The sequence below is a fragment of the Stenotrophomonas sp. YJH_SMC_81 genome (assembly GCF_059370875.1).
In genome coordinates this window covers 153,860-169,530 of the sequence record NZ_JCAFUB010000004.1, presented here as the reverse complement: position 1 = coordinate 169,530, position 15,671 = coordinate 153,860, and the positions used below count along the sequence as shown (strand labels likewise).

Annotated in this window: 14 protein-coding genes; 7 read left to right on the top strand and 7 right to left on the bottom strand. The window is 68.1% G+C overall.

The features are described from left to right. Nucleotides 1-74: 74 nt before the first annotated feature. A complete protein-coding gene (locus AC5P8U_RS10240; RefSeq protein ID WP_053497041.1) occupies nt 75-2,021 on the bottom strand; it encodes a DEAD/DEAH box helicase in 1,947 nt (648 codons plus the stop codon). Between the two features lie 268 nt (nt 2,022-2,289). Between AC5P8U_RS10240 and AC5P8U_RS10235 the strand changes: the two genes are divergently transcribed. Further along, the gene (locus tag AC5P8U_RS10235; protein WP_014036469.1) at nt 2,290-2,511 is read left to right on the top strand and encodes an RNA-binding S4 domain-containing protein; all 222 of its coding nucleotides are present in this window, start codon (nt 2,290-2,292) and stop codon (nt 2,509-2,511) included. 11 nt (nt 2,512-2,522) lie between these two features. Here the strand turns inward: AC5P8U_RS10235 and ubiM are convergent, their stop codons facing one another. The 4 genes from ubiM to AC5P8U_RS10215 all read right to left on the bottom strand — a co-directional run bounded on the left by ubiM (nt 2,523) and on the right by AC5P8U_RS10215 (nt 5,950). Beyond that, on the bottom strand, nt 2,523-3,701 hold the full coding sequence (gene ubiM / locus AC5P8U_RS10230; protein ID WP_088496920.1) for a 5-demethoxyubiquinol-8 5-hydroxylase UbiM: 1,179 nt from the start codon (nt 3,699-3,701) through the stop codon (nt 2,523-2,525). A gap of 79 nt (nt 3,702-3,780) precedes the next feature. Then, a complete protein-coding gene (locus AC5P8U_RS10225; protein ID WP_072166838.1) occupies nt 3,781-4,170 on the bottom strand; it encodes an MAPEG family protein in 390 nt (129 codons plus the stop codon). 11 nt (nt 4,171-4,181) lie between these two features. Then, on the bottom strand, nt 4,182-4,727 hold the full coding sequence (locus tag AC5P8U_RS10220; RefSeq protein ID WP_111201443.1) for a DUF4019 domain-containing protein: 546 nt from the start codon (nt 4,725-4,727) through the stop codon (nt 4,182-4,184). Between the two features lie 59 nt (nt 4,728-4,786). After that, a complete protein-coding gene (locus AC5P8U_RS10215; RefSeq protein WP_061479514.1) occupies nt 4,787-5,950 on the bottom strand; it encodes a COG3904 family protein in 1,164 nt (387 codons plus the stop codon). A 534-nt stretch (nt 5,951-6,484) separates the two neighbouring features. Between AC5P8U_RS10215 and AC5P8U_RS10210 the strand changes: the two genes are divergently transcribed. The 3 genes from AC5P8U_RS10210 to AC5P8U_RS10200 all read left to right on the top strand — a co-directional run bounded on the left by AC5P8U_RS10210 (nt 6,485) and on the right by AC5P8U_RS10200 (nt 9,989). Next, nucleotides 6,485-7,963, top strand: a complete 1,479-nt coding sequence (locus AC5P8U_RS10210; protein WP_445391447.1) for an AlkA N-terminal domain-containing protein — start codon at nt 6,485-6,487, stop codon at nt 7,961-7,963. Further along, complete coding sequence (locus AC5P8U_RS10205) at nt 7,960-8,451, top strand: methylated-DNA--[protein]-cysteine S-methyltransferase (RefSeq protein ID WP_061479516.1); 492 nt, start codon at nt 7,960-7,962, stop codon at nt 8,449-8,451. Before AC5P8U_RS10210 ends, AC5P8U_RS10205 begins: the two co-directional genes overlap by 4 nt. Before the next feature lie 287 nt (nt 8,452-8,738). After that, nucleotides 8,739-9,989 carry an alkaline phosphatase family protein gene (locus tag AC5P8U_RS10200; protein WP_227836653.1) on the top strand — a complete coding sequence of 417 codons (1,251 nt, stop codon included), beginning with the start codon at nt 8,739-8,741 and terminating at the stop codon, nt 9,987-9,989. A gap of 132 nt (nt 9,990-10,121) precedes the next feature. Here AC5P8U_RS10200 and AC5P8U_RS10195 read toward each other — a convergent pair whose 3' ends face one another. Both AC5P8U_RS10195 and AC5P8U_RS10190 read right to left on the bottom strand, forming a co-directional pair. Beyond that, complete coding sequence (locus tag AC5P8U_RS10195) at nt 10,122-10,301, bottom strand: 30S ribosomal protein THX (RefSeq protein WP_004150462.1); 180 nt, start codon at nt 10,299-10,301, stop codon at nt 10,122-10,124. A 110-nt stretch (nt 10,302-10,411) separates the two neighbouring features. Then, nucleotides 10,412-10,825 carry a MerC domain-containing protein gene (locus AC5P8U_RS10190; RefSeq protein WP_005415804.1) on the bottom strand — a complete coding sequence of 138 codons (414 nt, stop codon included), beginning with the start codon at nt 10,823-10,825 and terminating at the stop codon, nt 10,412-10,414. Between the two features lie 135 nt (nt 10,826-10,960). Between AC5P8U_RS10190 and AC5P8U_RS10185 the strand changes: the two genes are divergently transcribed. From AC5P8U_RS10185 to AC5P8U_RS10175, 3 genes are all read left to right on the top strand, one after another. Further along, nucleotides 10,961-13,168 carry a TonB-dependent receptor gene (locus tag AC5P8U_RS10185; RefSeq protein WP_439426699.1) on the top strand — a complete coding sequence of 736 codons (2,208 nt, stop codon included), beginning with the start codon at nt 10,961-10,963 and terminating at the stop codon, nt 13,166-13,168. Nucleotides 13,169-13,422: 254 nt separating this feature from the next. Then, nucleotides 13,423-13,989 (top strand): TetR/AcrR family transcriptional regulator, encoded by a 567-nt coding sequence (locus AC5P8U_RS10180; RefSeq protein ID WP_005415802.1) that lies wholly within the window; start codon nt 13,423-13,425, stop codon nt 13,987-13,989. Beyond that, complete coding sequence (locus tag AC5P8U_RS10175) at nt 13,989-15,662, top strand: MFS transporter (protein ID WP_227836651.1); 1,674 nt, start codon at nt 13,989-13,991, stop codon at nt 15,660-15,662. The genes AC5P8U_RS10180 and AC5P8U_RS10175 overlap by 1 nt, the downstream gene beginning before the upstream one ends. The last annotated feature ends 9 nt before the right edge of the window (nt 15,663-15,671 follow it).

Genomic DNA, 15,671 nt, shown 5'->3' with positions numbered 1-15,671 from the left:
TTAATCCCCTCCGTCCCCTTTTCCTGTACGCCGGCCCGGGGGCCGGCGTCGCTCTGGACGGCTGTGGGTGCGGCTTAGAAGCTGCGCGGGCCGCGCGGCTTGAAGCCATCACGACGTGGCGGGCGGCTGTCGCGGTCACCGCCGCGGTCGCCCCCATGGCCACCCGGACCACCCGGACCACCACGACGCGGGCCACCGGGGCCGCCCGGACCACGCTTGTCGAAGCGCGGCTTGAACGGACGCGGGGCCGGGTTGATCTCTTCACCGGCCGCCAGCGGTCGCATCTGCAGCTGCTGGCCGGACACCCACACCTTCTGCAGGTGCGAAAGCACGTCCGGCGGCATCTGTGCCGGCAGGTCCAGCAGCGAGAAGTCGTCGTGGATGTCGATGCGGCCGATGAAACGGCTTTCCAGGCCGGCTTCGTTGGCGATGGCGCCGACGATGTTGGCCGGCTTCACGCCGTGCTGGTGGCCCACCGAAATGCGGTAGGTCTCCATGCCCTGCTCCGGCGCACCACGCGGCGGAACCTCGCGGCGCGGACGCGGCTCGAAACCACCTTCGGCGTCGTCGCGACGCGGGCCACGCTCGAAGCGCGGCCCCCGCTCGTTGCGGTCGAAGCGATCGCCACGCTCCGGGCGGTCGCCACGGTCGAAGCGCTCGCGCGGCGCGCGCTCTTCACGCGGGGCACGCACCGGCGGCTGCAGCAGGAACGGGGTATCGCCCTGCAGCATCCTGGCCAGCGCGGCGGCGATCTCGATGGCCGGCACGTTCTGCTCGTTCTCGAAGCGCTCCAGCAGCTGGCGGTAGAAGTCCAGGCCGCCGGCGCCGAGCGTTTCGCTGATACGCGAGGTGAACTTGTTGATGCGGGTGTCGTTGACCGCTTCCACGCTCGGCAGCTGCATCTCTTCGATCGGCTGGCGGGTGGCACGCTCGATCTGGCGCAGCATGCCCTTCTCGCGCGGGGTGGCGAACAGGATCGCCTCGCCGCTGCGGCCGGCACGGCCGGTACGGCCGATGCGGTGCACGTAGCTCTCGGTGTCGTACGGGATGTCGTAGTTCAGCACGTGGCTGATGCGCTCCACGTCCAGGCCGCGGGCGGCCACGTCGGTGGCGACCAGGATGTCCAGCTTGCCTTCCTTCAGCATGGCAATGGTGCGCTCGCGCTGGGCCTGCTGCATGTCACCGTTGATGGCGGCAGCGGCCAGGCCACGCGCCTGCAGCTTGCTGGCCAGTTCTTCGGTGCCGGCCTTGGTGCGCGCGAAGATGATCATCGCGTCGAACGGCTCGACTTCCAGGATGCGGGTCAGCGCGTCCAGCTTGTGCATGCCGCTCACCCACCAGTAGCGCTGGCGGATGTTGGCCGAGGTGGTGGTCTTGGCCGCGATGGTCACTTCCACCGGGTCCTGCAGGTAGGTCTGCGCGATGCGGCGGATCTGCGGCGGCATGGTGGCCGAGAACAGGGCCACCTGGCGCTGCTCCGGCAGCTTCTTCAGCACGGCTTCGACATCGTCGATGAAGCCCATGCGCAGCATTTCATCGGCTTCGTCCAGCACCAGGGTCTTCAGCTCGGACAGGTCCAGGGTGCTGCGGTCCAGGTGATCGATCACGCGGCCGGGAGTACCGACCACGATGTGCACGCCACGGCGCAGGGCCGACAGCTGCTGGCCGTACGGCTGGCCGCCGTACACTGGCAGCACGCGGAAGCCCGGGATCTTCGACGAATAGGACTGGAATGCCTCGGCAACCTGGATGGCCAGTTCGCGGGTCGGCGCCAGGATCAGGGCCTGCGGCTTGATCTGCTGCAGGTCGATGTTGGACAGTACCGGCAGCGCGAACGCGGCGGTCTTGCCGGTACCGGTCTGGGCCTGGCCCAGCACATCGCGGCCTTCCAGCATCGCCGGGATGGTGGCGGCCTGGATCGGCGACGGGGTTTCGTAGCCGATGGCGGTGACCGCCTGCATCACGGGCTCGGACAGGCCGAGCTGCGCGAACTGCAGCGGCGCTTGGGAATCTTGGGACATGGGGAACTCCGAAGGCACTGCCGTCTTCCTGGCAGTGCGATAAAAAGGGTGATGGTCCGCGCTTTGGGCGCCCTTCTTATCGCGTGCCCTGGCGCTGCTCGGTCGGAGGAGATTTCACTCGCTCAGAGCGGAATGATACCGCATTGATCCTGAACGAGGCGTACAGCTTTCCATGTGCGTGCCGTCGTGCCCCGTGCTGGCGCACAATACGCGCCCTCTCCCCGGCCCGGCCGCTGGCCTGCGCCCTCTTTCCAGGACCCCTCGCTCCATGCAGATTCTCGAATTCGACCTCGACGGCGACTACGTCGAACTCAAGCAGCTGCTGAAGCTGGCCGACCTGGTCACCAGCGGCGGCGAGGCCAAGATGGTCATCAGCGAGGGCCAGGTGCGGGTCGACGGTGAGGTCGAACTGCGCAAGGCCTGCAAGATCCGCGCAGGCCAGGTGGTCGAGTTCGCCGACAGCCAGATCCGCGTGCTGGCCGCTGGCTGATCCGAGGGTGTTCAGGCCACGCGCTGGGTCAGGTGCGAGGCGATCAGCTGCCTGAACGGCGCCACGCCCTGCGCCAGCCGCAGGCCCGCGGCCCGCAGCAGGCGTGCCGGGCGACGATCGTCGGTGTACAGGCTGGCGATCGCGTTGGTGGCCTCGTACAGCGGCCGCGACGCCAACCGATGACCGCGTTGGTAGCTGGCCAGCATGCCGGCGGCGGCAATGTCGGCACCGCGCCGCTGCTGCGCGACGATGCCCTGTGCCAGCCGCTGTGCGCTGGCCAGTCCCAGATTGAAGCCGTGCGCGGTGACCGGGTGCATGCCCACCGCGGCATCGCCGATCAGCGCGGAACGCTCGCGGACGAAACGGTGCGCGTACACCCCCACCAGCGGATACGCCTGCGGTGTGGCCACCGGCTGCATGCGGCCCAGCCGATGCTCGAAGCAGGCACTGATGGCCTCACCGAAAGCCACCTCGTCCATCGCCAGCAGTTCTTCGATCTGCCGCGGCGGCAGCGTGATCACCGCCGATGCCTGGCCCTCGTTGAGCGGCAGCAGCGCCATGGTGCGGCCGTAGGCGAACCACTCCCAGGCCGTATGGTGATGGTCGCGCTCGACCTGCATGCGGCATACCAGCATCGACTTGCCGAAGTCGCGCATCTGCGCACCGATGCCAAGCATGCGGCGGGTGGCGGAGAAGCGGCTGTCAGCCGCGACCAGCAGGCGCGCGTGCAGTTGACTGCCGTCATCGAGTCTGACCACCTGGCCCTGCGCATCGGCCTGCACGCCCAGCACCTTGCGCCCGTCGAACAGCTCCAGCCCATCCTGGCCCTGCACGGCGTCCCAGGCGGCGCGGCGGATCAGGTGGTTGGGCACCAGCCAGCCCAGCGGCTGGCCATCAACCTGGCTGCTGGCGAAGGTCAACGCGAACGGCGAGCCGCCGTTCATCACCCTGGCATCGCGCAGCTCGGCGACTTCGGCCTGCGGCAGCCGCTGCCACAGCCCCAGTTGCTCCATGCTCTGCCGCGAGGCATGGGTCAGCGCGATCTCGCGGCCATCGAAGGCGGCGTCGGCCAGGGCCTGGCGCGGCTGCACTTCGACCAGCCCGACCTGCAGGCCACTGCCGGCCAGCGCGCGCGCGAAGCACAGGCCCGCCGGTCCGGCGCCGACCACCACCACGTCCATCCTGCGCATGCGCGCCTCCTGCCGTTGATTCAGTCCGGGCCAGCATAGCGCCGCGCGCCTGAGCGGCCTTGATCTGGATCAGGCCGACTTACAGAAGTGCGAACACGAGCGCCAGGATCGACAGCAGCGATACGAGCCAGACCAGGCTGCGCACGTAGGGCACGCCCGCGGCATACAGCGGCAGGTAGACCACACGCGCCCAGACGTAGGCCTGCGCAGCCAGCGCCGTGGTGTCGTTGCTGCGCCCGGCCACGACCACTGCGATGGCGGCAGCGGCGAAGAACGGGAAGGTCTCCAGGAAGTTGGACTGCGCGCGCTGCAGGCGGCCGGCCAGCGGGCTGAGCGGCTTTGAATTGCCATCCCGTGCCGAGGCATTCCACTTCATCCCGCGCTCGCGGGTGACCACGGTGGAGGTGGCGAAGATGTAGACGAAGCCCAGCAGCACCGACCAGGCCAGCATCGTCAGCTCAGTTGCCATCGTTCATCTCCTCAGGGCGCCGACGCGCGCAGGCTGTAACCGGCCAGGCGCCAGACCTGGTCCTCGTCGAAACGGAACGAGACCAGCTCGCGCACCGGCTGCACGCTGTTGGCGAAACGGGTCGGGAAGCTGACGTTGATGTACAACCCTTCCGGCACTGCGGCGCCGGGGCTGTACTTGACCCGGGTGATGGTCGGCTGGCCACGCCCGGCCAGCGCACCCAGGCGCGTGCGCTCGGCGGCCAACTGGCTGACGAAGGTGGCCTTCGGCACCGCACGGCGCGCGACGGCCGAAGCACCATCCCACAATTCGCCGGCGCGGTTGGCATCGACCAGCTGTGCCGCCTTCAACGCAGCCGCGCCCATTTCCGCGTCCTGCTTCTGCACCTGGGCCTGCTGCGCAGCGGTCAACGCCGGGGCACCGGCAGTGGCGGGCTTCGCGGCCGCCGGCGATGTCGGGGCCGGGCGTGCCGGAGCCGGTGCCGGCGTGGCCGGTGCAGGTGCCTGCGCCAACGCAGTCAGGGGCAGCAGGGACAGCAGCAGGAGCACGCGCTTCATGGACACCGCCGGTTCTGGAGGAAAGGACCGCAGTCTACGCCAGCGCAGTGAGCGGTTCGTCAGCGCGCGTGGGCGTTGCCTTCCACCGCCGCCGCATCGGCCTGAGCGGCCGGCGTGCCGGTCTCTGCTGGCGCCTGTTCGGCCACCGGCGGCGGCTCCGGCGGCGCTGGTGGCAGCGTCGCCACATCGATCTCCGACAGCGGGCTTTCGTCGGGGCAGACCGCGTCCGGGAAGCCGAAGCGCTGCTTCAACGCCTGGCCGCAGCTGTTGATCGACTCCATGTCGGCGCCTTCGCGCTTGCACTGCTGGTCGAAGGCGACCAGGAACGCGTCCTTGCGCTGCACGAAATCGTCGCCGCAGGCACGCATCTGCTTGATCCGTTCCAGATCGTCCTGCACCGCATTGGTGCCATCCAGGCCGTACTGGCGCAGTTCGTCCGGAGTCAGCAGCCGCAGGCTGCGGTTGGGCACGGTCATCATCAGATCGGCCACACCGACCGCCACGCCGTTGCGTTGCAGGTAGTCCTTCACGTTGTCGTAGACCTCGTGCAGCTCGCGGTTGAGCTCGGCGCGCGAGGTGGCCTTGGAACTGATGCGCATCATGCGGTGGATGCCGACCTTGCCCGACAGCAGGCGGTTGTCGCCGGCGGCCAGCACGAACACGCAGGCGCTATGGCAGATCGAGCCTTCGCGCACCCAGATGGTCCAGCCCGATTCACCGATGCTGTCACCGGCGACAATCGCCGACTCCACCTGCCCCCCGCTGGAATCCAGATCGAGGATGCGCTTGTGGATCTTCTGCTCGTCAGCAACCACGGCCAGTCGCCACATCATCTCGGCGAAGCCCGGATTGATCTTGCCGGCGTAACGCACGCGCATCAGGCCGCGCTCGGCGCACGGGGCCAGCGCCTGGGTGATCTGCTCGCGCTGCAGGCCTTCCAGCTCGACACCGTCGCCGGCATCGCCAGCATATTCCGTGCTGCAGCTGACCCAGGCACGGCCATTCTCAAGCTGCGCCTGCGGCCACGGCCGATCCGCCTGGCTGCGCGGCGGCGCTGGCGGTGGCGGTGCATCGGCCGCATTGATCGACACCATGTTCTCGCCATCGCTGGCCGGCGCCCGCGCAGCCTTGTCAGCAGCGGTCACATTGCCCGGATTTTCCAGCTGGCTGCAGCCCGCCAGGGCCAGGCACAACAGGGGCAACCAGCGGCGTTTGGCGGACATCGGGCAACCAGTCTTCAGGTGAGCAGGAGCCACAGTCTACCCGTCCGGGGGACGCATTCAGCGCGTGGCACTGAACCCCTTGTGACCCCCTGGTTCCATCCATTTCATTACAGCGTCTTCCACCACCCCATCCACGCATGGCGTGGATCTACCGTGTCGACCAAGGTCGACACCTACCAGAGCGGGATGCCCTTCCGGCAGGCCGCGGGAAACTGTCGAAGGCGGGGTGGATCCGGTGGCAGGGGCGTGAGCGCCATGGATGGCGCGACCGAGCTTCCATGGGTGAGGGCGCTTTGTTTGCGAAGCACTGCTTCGCAAGCGCCCGAACGCCCAGCCGCCAGCGGCTGGGCCGGGCCCCGGAGGGGGACTTGCAGCGTCCCCTGCCACCGGACCCACCCCGCCCTCCCCCAGGAAGCCCGCTGTTGTTGTTGCTCTGGCCTCCGCGGGTGCAGGGCGCAGCCCAGCCTGACCCCCTTCAGCATCCATGTCCGAATGTGGCGAGTATCGCCGCCCGCGCGGGCCTAGACTGGCGCCATGGACACCGCCCTCGCCCTCGACACCGCCGCCTGCGACCGCGCCCGCCTGGCCCGCGACGCACGCTTCGACGGCGTGTTCTTCACCGCCGTGCGCAGCACCGGCATCTACTGCCGCCCGGTGTGCCCGGCACCGCCACCGAAGCCGCGCAACATCACCTACTTTCCGACCGCCGCGGCCGCCGCGGCCGCTGGGTACCGTCCCTGCCTGCGCTGCCGCCCGGAATTGGCACCGCAGGCCCAGCAGGCCCTGGCCGGACAGACCGTGCAGCGGGCACTGGCGCTGATCCAGGGAGGCTTCCTGCAGGAGCAGCCGGTGGCCGATCTTGCAACGAAGCTCGGCCTCAGCGCGCGCCAACTGCAGCGCCTGTTCGTCGAACATCTCGGCGCGACGCCCGGGCAGATCCACGCAACCCATCGCCTGTTGCTGGCCAAACAGTTGCTGACCGAAACCACGCTGGCGGTGACCGACGTCGCGCTGGCTGCCGGCTACAACAGCCTGCGCCGCTTCAATACCGCGTTCCTGCAGGGCTGTGGGATGGCGCCGACCGCCCTGCGTCGCCAGCATCAACCGTTGGCTGCAGATGATGGCGGCCTGGTGCTGCGCCTGGGCTACCGTCCACCACTGGACTTCCCACGCATGCTGGCCTTCCTGCGCAAACGCAGCCTGCCCGGCATCGAACTGATCGGCGAAGACAGCTACCAGCGCGTACTGGGCACGCCGGAGCGCCCCACCCTGCTGCGCGTCACCGCCGATTCGAAGCGGCCGGAACTGCGCCTGCAATTGGGCGCGGTGGATCCGCGCCTGATCCCCGACATCGTGCGCCGCGTGCGTCGGGTGTTTGATCTGGATGCCGACCTGCAGCAGGTCCATGCCGCGCTGGGCGAAGAACCGCTGCTCGCGCGTGGCATCGCCGAACGCCCCGGACTGCGCGTACCCGGCGGCTGGGATGGCTTCGAGGTAGGCGTACGCGCGGTACTCGGGCAGCAGGTCAGCGTGGCCGCGGCCACCACCTTCGCGCGGCGCCTGGTCGATGCCTACGGCGCACACCTGCCGGGCATGCCATCGGAATTCGATCGCCAGTTCCCCGCGCCCGAGGTACTGGCCGAGGCACCATTGGAATCCATTGGCCTGCCGCGCAGCCGCGCGGCCACCGTGCGCGCCCTGGCCGCCGCCTGCGCCAGCGGCCGGCTCGACTTCGGGCCCGGCCAGGCCTTGGAGGAATTCGTGGCCCGCTGCGTTGCACTGCCCGGCATCGGCCCCTGGACCGCTCAGTACATTGCCCTGCGCGGACTCGGCCAGCCCGATGCCTTCCCGGCCGGCGATCTTGTACTGCAGCAGGTGCTCGGCCACGCCCAGGGCCAGCGCCTGAGCGAACGTGCGACCGAAGCGCGCTCGCAACCGTGGCGCCCGTGGCGCGCCTACGCGGTGCTGCACCTGTGGCACCTGTCCGGCACGTTCGTTGGAGAACCGACATGACCCTGTTGTTCGATCGTTTCGACAGCCCGATCGGCGTATTGACCATCGCCGGTGACGAGCGTGGTCTTGCGCACGTGCTGTTCCCGGAGAACCGCCACCCCGCGCGCGGGCGCGACGGCTGGCATCACGCGCCGGGCGCATTGCCCGAAGCGCGCGAACAGCTGCTCCAGTTCCTGCACGGTGAACGCAGCCGGTTCGACCTGCAGCTGGCACCACGGGGCACGCCTTTCCAGCTGCGCGTGTGGCAGGCGCTGGCGTTGATTCCGTTCGGCCAGACCTGGAGCTATCTGCAGTTGGCGCAGCACCTGGGCCAGCCCAGCGCGACCCGCGCGGTGGGCGCGGCCAATGGCCGCAATCCATTGCCGATCATCCTGCCCTGCCACCGCGTGATCGGCAGCAACGGCGCACTGACCGGCTTCGGCGGCGGCCTGGAAACCAAGGCCGCGCTGCTGCGGCTGGAACAACGCCAGGCCCCGCTGTTCGCCTGAGAGGGCTGGCCGGGCTGCGCCCGGCACCCGCAGAGGCTAGAGCAACAGCAACTGCAACAGCGGGCTTGTTGCGGGGAGGCGGGGCGGCTGGTAGGTGTCGACATTGGTCGACACGGTAAATCCACGCCATGCGTGGATGGAAGCATCAGGAATACGTCTGGAGAAAAGCCCCCTGCTTGTTGAAGGGGGGCGCCGACAGGCGCGGGGATAAGGAAAAATGCGCGGAGACGGCGCGCGATAGTGCGCCGTGTCTTGGGCGCGTCATTACCTCGCACTATCATGCGCGGATGACTTCCGTACGCCTGACCTGCGCGCTGGCGCTGCTGCTGCCCTTGGCCGCCTGCACCACCGCGCCTGCCCCTTCCGCCTCCGTTCCCACACCCGTCGCTGCGGCGGCACCGCCCAAGCTGCTGCTGATCTCCATCGATGGCCTGCGTGCCGACGCGCTGGATCGCGGCCTGACCCCGAACCTGCAGCGACTGATCGACGGCGGCGTGCGTGCACGCTGGATGACCCCGTCCTATCCGTCACTGACCTTCCCCAACCACTACACCCTCGTCACCGGCCTGCGCCCGGACCACCACGGCATCGTCAACAACAGCATGGACGATGCAACCCTGGGCCGGTTCGAGCTGAGCAATCGCGAAGCGGTTACCACCAGTGGCTGGTGGGGCGGTGAACCGATCTGGGTCGGCGCCGAGAATGCCGGCGTTCGGTCGGCCACCACCTCATGGCCGGGCAGTGAATCGGAAATCCGCGGCGTCCGCCCCAGCCAGTGGCGTGTGTACGATGGCAAGGAACCACTTGAGCAACGCGCCGGCATCGTGCTCGATTGGCTTGCACAGACCGACGCCGATGCCCCCCGCCTGACCACGCTGTACATGGAACACGTGGACAAGGCCGGCCACAACTACGGCCCCGAATCGAAACAGTATGCCGACGCCATCGTGCGCGCCGACCAGATCGTCGGCCAAGTGCTCGATGGACTGCAGCAGCGCGGCCTGGCCGCGACCACCAACGTGATCGTGGTCTCTGACCATGGCATGGCCAGCGTGCCGGTCGGCCACGTGATCGCCACCGAATCGATGGTCGACCCGGCGATTGCGCGCAATGTCAGCCAGGGCCAGTCGGTCGGCTTCGCACCAGTGGTCGGCCATGAAGCCGCCGCCGAACGCGCTCTGCTCGGCCGCCACGCGCACTACGAATGCTGGAAGAAAGAAAAACTGCCGGCGCGCCTGCACTACGGCACCCATCCGCGCATTCCCGCCATTGTCTGCATGATGGATGAAGGCTGGGATGCCCTGCATCAGGAAAAGATCGCCAAGCGCGAACAGCAGGACCGCGGCTCGCACGGCTACGACAACGCGCTGCCGTCCATGCGCGCGGTGTTCGTGGCCAGTGGCCCGTCGTTCCGCCAGGGCCTGGTGATCGATGGCTTCGACAATGTCGATGTCTATCCACTGCTGGCACACCTGCTGCAGGTGCCGGCCGCGCCGAACGACGGCAACCCGGAAACGCTGAAGCAGACGCTGCGCTGATCCGGTTGTAGAGCCGAGCCCACGCTCGGCTGCATTGCGCCAGCCGGGCATGGGCTCGGCTCTGCAAAATCGTGCATAAAAAAACGCGGCGCCAGGCGCCGCGTTCTTCCTTGGACCAGTCGCGCGGCCGGATCAGGCCTTGGCGACGGCCTTCTTCGCCACGGCCTTCTTCGCCGGAGCCTTGGCCACGGTCTTCTTGGCAACCGGGGCGGCGGCGCCTACGGCGACCTTGCTCGCGGTATGCGAACGGGCGTTGCCGTAGCTGGCGTTGTAGCGCTTGCCCTTGGCGGTCTTGCGGTCACCCTTACCCATGTCTTCAACTCCTCAAGTGTGAAATCTGGTTACCCCGTACTGACACGGGTTCGGCGGGGCCGCCTTGCTGGGCGCCCCCGCGCACGATCAAAAATCCTATCACGGAGCGCCTAGTGCGCGCAGCTGGCGTCGTGTACGTGGCCGTGGTTCAGGCGCAGGTTGACCAGATGGGCAACGCCCACCAGCAGGCCACCGATGGTCATCACCACCGCATGCGGCACGGCGTTGTGATGCAGCGGCTCGTACAGCACGCCGGCCCACAGCGCGACCAGGCCGGGGATCAGGAAGCCCAGCGCACGCAGCGCGCCGTGGCGGCGGTAACCCCAGACCAGGCTGAACAGCCCAAGCAGGGTCACGAACAGCACCAGCGCCTGTTCGACGCCGTCGCTCAGCCAGAACGACAGGCCCAGCGAGGGCGCTGCCGCCAGCAGCACCGGGATGACTGCGCAATGCACCGCGCACAGCATCGAACCGGTGGCACCGAAACGGTCGAGCAGGTGGCGCAGGCGTGAGGACAAGGACATGACTTCCAGCAGGGTCGGCGAATCGTTATGGAATAATATAACATCCCTCTCCGACCCGCACGCTTTCCCTCCCCCTGTCCCATCGACGGGATTCGTGCGCCCCGCGATTGATACAGTGTAACAAAGGACCCATCCATGCCCGCCCACACCGCACGGCTCAAGCCGCATTCCCTGGCCCTGGCCCTCGCCGCCCTGCTGCCGTCCGTCGCCTTTGCAGCCGGTCAGGACACCGCCCATCGTGACCGCCACCTGACCGAGCTGTCCTCGGTGCAGGTCACCGCGTCGCCGCTGCAGGGCGATGCCGAATCCCTTGCGCGCCCGGTGGAGGTGCTGGCCGGTGAGCGCCTGGACGAACAGAAGGCCGGCACCCTCGGCGATACCGTGGCCAAGCTGCCCGGCGTGCAGAGCACCTTCTTCGGCCCCGGCGTCGGCCGCCCGATCATCCGTGGCCAGGAAGGCCCGCGCGTGGCCGTGCTGTCCAACGGCATGGGCAACATGGATGCGTCCACGGTCAGCGCCGACCACGCCACCAGCATCGAACCGTTCCTGGCCGACCAGATCGAAGTGCTGAAGGGCCCGGCCACGCTGCTGTTCGGCAGCGGTGCCATCGGTGGGGCGGTCAACGTGGTCGATGGCCGCATCGCGCGCGAGCTGCCCGAGCGCCCGCTCAGCGGCCGCGCCGAGCTGCGTGGCAATTCGGTGAACAACGAGCGCAGCGGCATGTTCCGCCTCGATGGCGTCAGCGGCAATGTCGTGCTTCATGTGGACGGCCTGGTGCGCAATGGCGACGACTACCGCATTCCCGGCTATGCGGTGATCGACAGCCTGGAAGACCACCACGACGACCACGACCATGATCACGCGGGCGAGGAAGGCGAAGAGCCGCGTCGCGGCCGCCTCGAGAACAGCTCCATCCGCACCCGCGCCGGCGGCGTCGGCGCAACCTGGCTGGGCGACGGCGGCTACTTCGGCGTGTCGGCCAGCACCTACCGCACCAACTATGGCATTCCCAACGGCGCGCACGTGCACGCCGACGGTGATGATCATGGGCATGACCATGGTCACGACCATGGTGATGAAGAGGAAGGCGGTGACGAACACGACGTGCGCATCGACATGGTGCAGAACCGCTTCGAGACCAAGGCCGGCATCTACGACCCGGTCTCGTTCCTGAAGAACATCAACGCGCGCGTGGCCTACACCGACTACGAGCACGTGGAGCTGGAGGCCGGCACACCGTCCACCCGCTTCACCAACCGCGGCATCGAGGCACGCCTGGAAGCGGTACAGCAGCAGATCGGCGGCTGGGACGGCGCCTTCGGCCTGCAGTTCGGCAACAGTGATTTCGGTGCCAAGGGCGAAGAGGCGTTCGTTCCGGATACCGGCACGAAGAACATCGGCCTGTTCGTACTGCAGGAAAAGCAGTTTGGCCCGTTCAAGCTGGAACTGGGTGGCCGCCACGACCAGGTCAAGCTGGACCCGACCGGTGACTACCGTCGCCGCACCTTCGGCGCCACCAACCTGTCTGCCGCTGGCATCTGGAAGCTCAACGATGCGGTTGACCTGCGCATCGGCGTGGACAGCTCCGAACGTGCACCGACCAACGAGGAGCTGTATGCCGCCGGCGCGCACATCGCCACCCGCTCGCTGGAAATCGGCGATGCCAACCTGAAGACCGAGCGCGGCCAGCGCGTGGAACTGGGTATCCACACCCACAGCGAACGCCTGGACTTCTCCGCCTCGGTCTACCAGACGAAGTTCAAGGACTTCATCTACCTGGCCGACACCGGCGTTACCGAGGGGCTGCCGGTGCGCGCCTGGACCCAGCAGGACGCGGTGTTCCGCGGCGCCGAGGCCGAAGCGCTGGTGCACCTGTTCGAGGGCGGCGCCGGTGACTGGGACCTGCGCGTGTTCGGTGACTACGTGAAAGCCAAGCTGGATGGCAGCGGCAGCCGCAACCTGGACATCGCCGTGCCGCACGGCGACCACAACCACAATTACAACGTGGAACTGGCCAACACCGGCTACCTGCCGCGCATCGCCCCGGCCCGCGTCGGCGCCGACCTGCGCTGGTCGAAGGACGGCTGGCGCGCCTCGGTCGGTGCGGTGCGCTACAGCCGCCAGAAGGACGTGGCGCAGAACGAGGCACCGAGCGATGGCTACACCCTGGTCGATGCGCACCTGGCCTACCGCTGGGACCGCAACGCCAGCAACAGCTACGAAGTCTTCCTGGATGGCAGCAACCTGACCAACCGCGAAGTGCGCCCGCATACCTCGCTGCTGCGCGACTACTCGCCGCTGCCGGGCCGTGGGGTCGCATTCGGCATCCGCGCGTTCTTCTGATCGGATGCAGGGGGGATCCCTTTCCGCGGGAAAGGGCTCTGCCCCCACTCGCCCTTTCAACGCATGGCGGGGCCGCACCACGAATACCATTCTCTCTCCCGGGGGGCCGTCTGGCCCCCCGTTCCTTTATGCGTGAGCGAGGTCGCGGCGCCCCCGCTCACACACCCGTCACAAAGATGTGCGTACCACAACAAGCGGACAATCCCGTCACCCAATGTCTCGCCAATCGGACACTTTTGTCCGAAAATAATTCCATGACTGCCCAACGTGCCGATGCCGCTGCCCGCCGTGCCCTCATCCTCGACGCCGCCGATCATGTGTTCGGCCAACACGGTGTCACTGCCCCACTGGACCTGGTGGTCGAACGCGCCCAGGTGGGCCGCGCTACCCTGTACCGCAACTTCCCCGACCGCACCGCGCTGATCCAGGCGCTGCTGCAGCGCACGGTTGATCGCATCCGGCGCCAGGTCGAACAGCTCGGTGACCGCGACGACGCGCTGTTCGAGGTGTTCGAGGGCATGGCCCAGCGCATCATCGATTCGCCCGCACTGGCCGATTACTGGCGGGCGGTTGATTCGGACGTGCCGGCCATGCGCGCGGCGCGCGAGACCGTGCGCGACCTGCTGGAGGAGCCGATCGCCCGCGCCAAGGCCGCCGGACTGTGCCGTGCCGATCTGGAGAAGACGGATATTTCACTGATCTCGGGCATGCTGGGCGCAGCCCTGCGCGGCAAGACCCGCGACGAGCGCGCCCACCTCGCCGGGCGCGCCCTGCAGCTGCTGCGCGGGGGTCTCCAGGGAGCAACCAGCGAGGCGCGCTGATGGTCCAGCCGTATCTGAAGCCGGTTCCGGATTGGGAGGAGCACGAGAAGCCGACCATGCCCGGCTCGGCGTCGATGCCCTGGCACCCGCCGTACCGGCGTGCGGCCTATGCGCTGGTATCGCTGCTGGTGGCGATCACCGGCGGCCTCGGCAATGCGCTGGTCACCGCCAACCTGCCGTTCCTGCAGGGCCAGCTGGCGCTGACCCCGACCCAGGGCAGCTGGCTGGTAGCGGCCTATGCCATGGTCAACGTCACCGCCAACCTGCTGGCCTTCAAGTTCCGCCAGCAGTACGGCATCCGTCTGTTCGCCGAGATCGGGCTGGGCCTGTATGCGGCGCTGGCGGTGCTGCACCTGTTCGTCGGCAGCTTCGAGACCACGATGCTGACCCGTGCCGCCAGCGGCTTCGCCGGCGCGGCCTGTTCGACACTGGGCACGCTGTACATGCTGCAGGCGCTGCCGCGGCGCTTCACCGGCAATCTGCTGGTGGTCGGCGTCGGCCTTTCGCAGCTGGCGGTGCCGATCGCCTGGATCGTTTCACCAGGCTTGGTGGATACCGGCCAATGGCACCAGCTCTATTCGTTTGAAGCCGGGCTGGCGCTGTGTGCGTTCGCCGCCGTGGTGGTGTTGAAGCTGCCGCCGGGCATCCAGGTGAAGGCGTTCGAGCCACTGGACTTCCTCACGTTCGCGCTGCTCGCCCCGGCCGTCGCCCTGCTGGTGATCGTGCTGGCGCAGGGCTACACGCGCTGGTGGCTCAACACGCCGTGGCTGGGCTGGGCCCTGGTCGCGTCGATCGTGCTGTCCACCACCGCCTTGATCATCGAGCACTACCGGCGCAATCCACTGCTGCAGATCCGCTGGCTGTCGACGCTGCCGGTGCTGCATTTCATCGTCGGCGCCTTCCTGATCCGCTTCCTGACCACCGAGCAGTCCTATGGCGTGGTCAACCTGATGCGCACGCTCGGCATGGGGCCTGACCAGATGCGGCCGCTGTTCGTGGTGATCCTGGCCGGGGTGATCGTGGGCATCGCCGGTGCCTCGCTGACCTTCGGCCCGAAGCGGCTGATCGCCCAGCTGCTGATGGCGATCCTGCTGCTGGGCGCTGCCGCCTTCTTCGACCAGCACCGCACCAGCATGGATCGGCCGCACGATTTCTACGCCAGCCAGTTCCTGGCCTCGGTCGGCGCCGGCATGTTCATGGGCCCGTTGATCATGCTCGGCATTTCGGCGGCGTTGAAGCAGGGGGTGGACCACATCGTCACCTTCCTGGTGACGCTGTCGATCACGCAGACGCTGGGCGGCCTGGCCGGCTCGGCGGTGCTGGGCACCTTCCAGCTGCATCGCGAGCAACTGTACTCCAGCGCGCTGACCAGCCAGCTCGACCCCGCCGATCCGGTGGTGGCACAACGCCTGCGCATCCAGCAACAGCTGTACAGCGCACAGATCACCGACCCGGTGCTGCGCAGCGCGCAGGGCAGCGCGCAGCTGGCGCAGACCACGCGCCGCGAAGCCAATGTGCGCGGCTTCAATGATGTGTTCACCCTGAGCGGTTGGCTGGCGATCGGTTTCCTGTGCTGGTTGCTGCTGCTGTCGCTGCGCACCGCCGTGCTCAAGCAATGGCGCAAGCGCCACCCCACTTCACCCGTTGCGGCCACCCCGGCCGCACACCGCTGAGTCCTCCGC

What these genes read in the sequence shown, in the direction of transcription:
- AC5P8U_RS10205 (WP_061479516.1), top strand. Translation starts at nt 7,960, where the DNA reads ATGACCCTGTTGTTCGATCGTTTCGACAGCCCGATCGGCGTATTGACC.
- AC5P8U_RS10190 (WP_005415804.1), bottom strand. Translation starts at nt 10,825, where the DNA reads ATGTCCTTGTCCTCACGCCTGCGCCACCTGCTCGACCGTTTCGGTGCC.
- AC5P8U_RS10210 (WP_445391447.1), top strand. Translation starts at nt 6,485, where the DNA reads ATGGACACCGCCCTCGCCCTCGACACCGCCGCCTGCGACCGCGCCCGC.
- AC5P8U_RS10185 (WP_439426699.1), top strand. Translation starts at nt 10,961, where the DNA reads ATGCCCGCCCACACCGCACGGCTCAAGCCGCATTCCCTGGCCCTGGCC.
- AC5P8U_RS10195 (WP_004150462.1), bottom strand. Translation starts at nt 10,301, where the DNA reads ATGGGTAAGGGTGACCGCAAGACCGCCAAGGGCAAGCGCTACAACGCC.
- AC5P8U_RS10235 (WP_014036469.1), top strand. Translation starts at nt 2,290, where the DNA reads ATGCAGATTCTCGAATTCGACCTCGACGGCGACTACGTCGAACTCAAG.
- AC5P8U_RS10200 (WP_227836653.1), top strand. Translation starts at nt 8,739, where the DNA reads ATGACTTCCGTACGCCTGACCTGCGCGCTGGCGCTGCTGCTGCCCTTG.
- AC5P8U_RS10220 (WP_111201443.1), bottom strand. Translation starts at nt 4,727, where the DNA reads ATGAAGCGCGTGCTCCTGCTGCTGTCCCTGCTGCCCCTGACTGCGTTG.
- ubiM (WP_088496920.1), bottom strand. Translation starts at nt 3,701, where the DNA reads ATGCGCAGGATGGACGTGGTGGTGGTCGGCGCCGGACCGGCGGGCCTG.
- AC5P8U_RS10175 (WP_227836651.1), top strand. Translation starts at nt 13,989, where the DNA reads ATGGTCCAGCCGTATCTGAAGCCGGTTCCGGATTGGGAGGAGCACGAG.
- AC5P8U_RS10225 (WP_072166838.1), bottom strand. Translation starts at nt 4,170, where the DNA reads ATGGCAACTGAGCTGACGATGCTGGCCTGGTCGGTGCTGCTGGGCTTC.
- AC5P8U_RS10240 (WP_053497041.1), bottom strand. Translation starts at nt 2,021, where the DNA reads ATGTCCCAAGATTCCCAAGCGCCGCTGCAGTTCGCGCAGCTCGGCCTG.
- AC5P8U_RS10215 (WP_061479514.1), bottom strand. Translation starts at nt 5,950, where the DNA reads ATGTCCGCCAAACGCCGCTGGTTGCCCCTGTTGTGCCTGGCCCTGGCG.
- AC5P8U_RS10180 (WP_005415802.1), top strand. Translation starts at nt 13,423, where the DNA reads ATGACTGCCCAACGTGCCGATGCCGCTGCCCGCCGTGCCCTCATCCTC.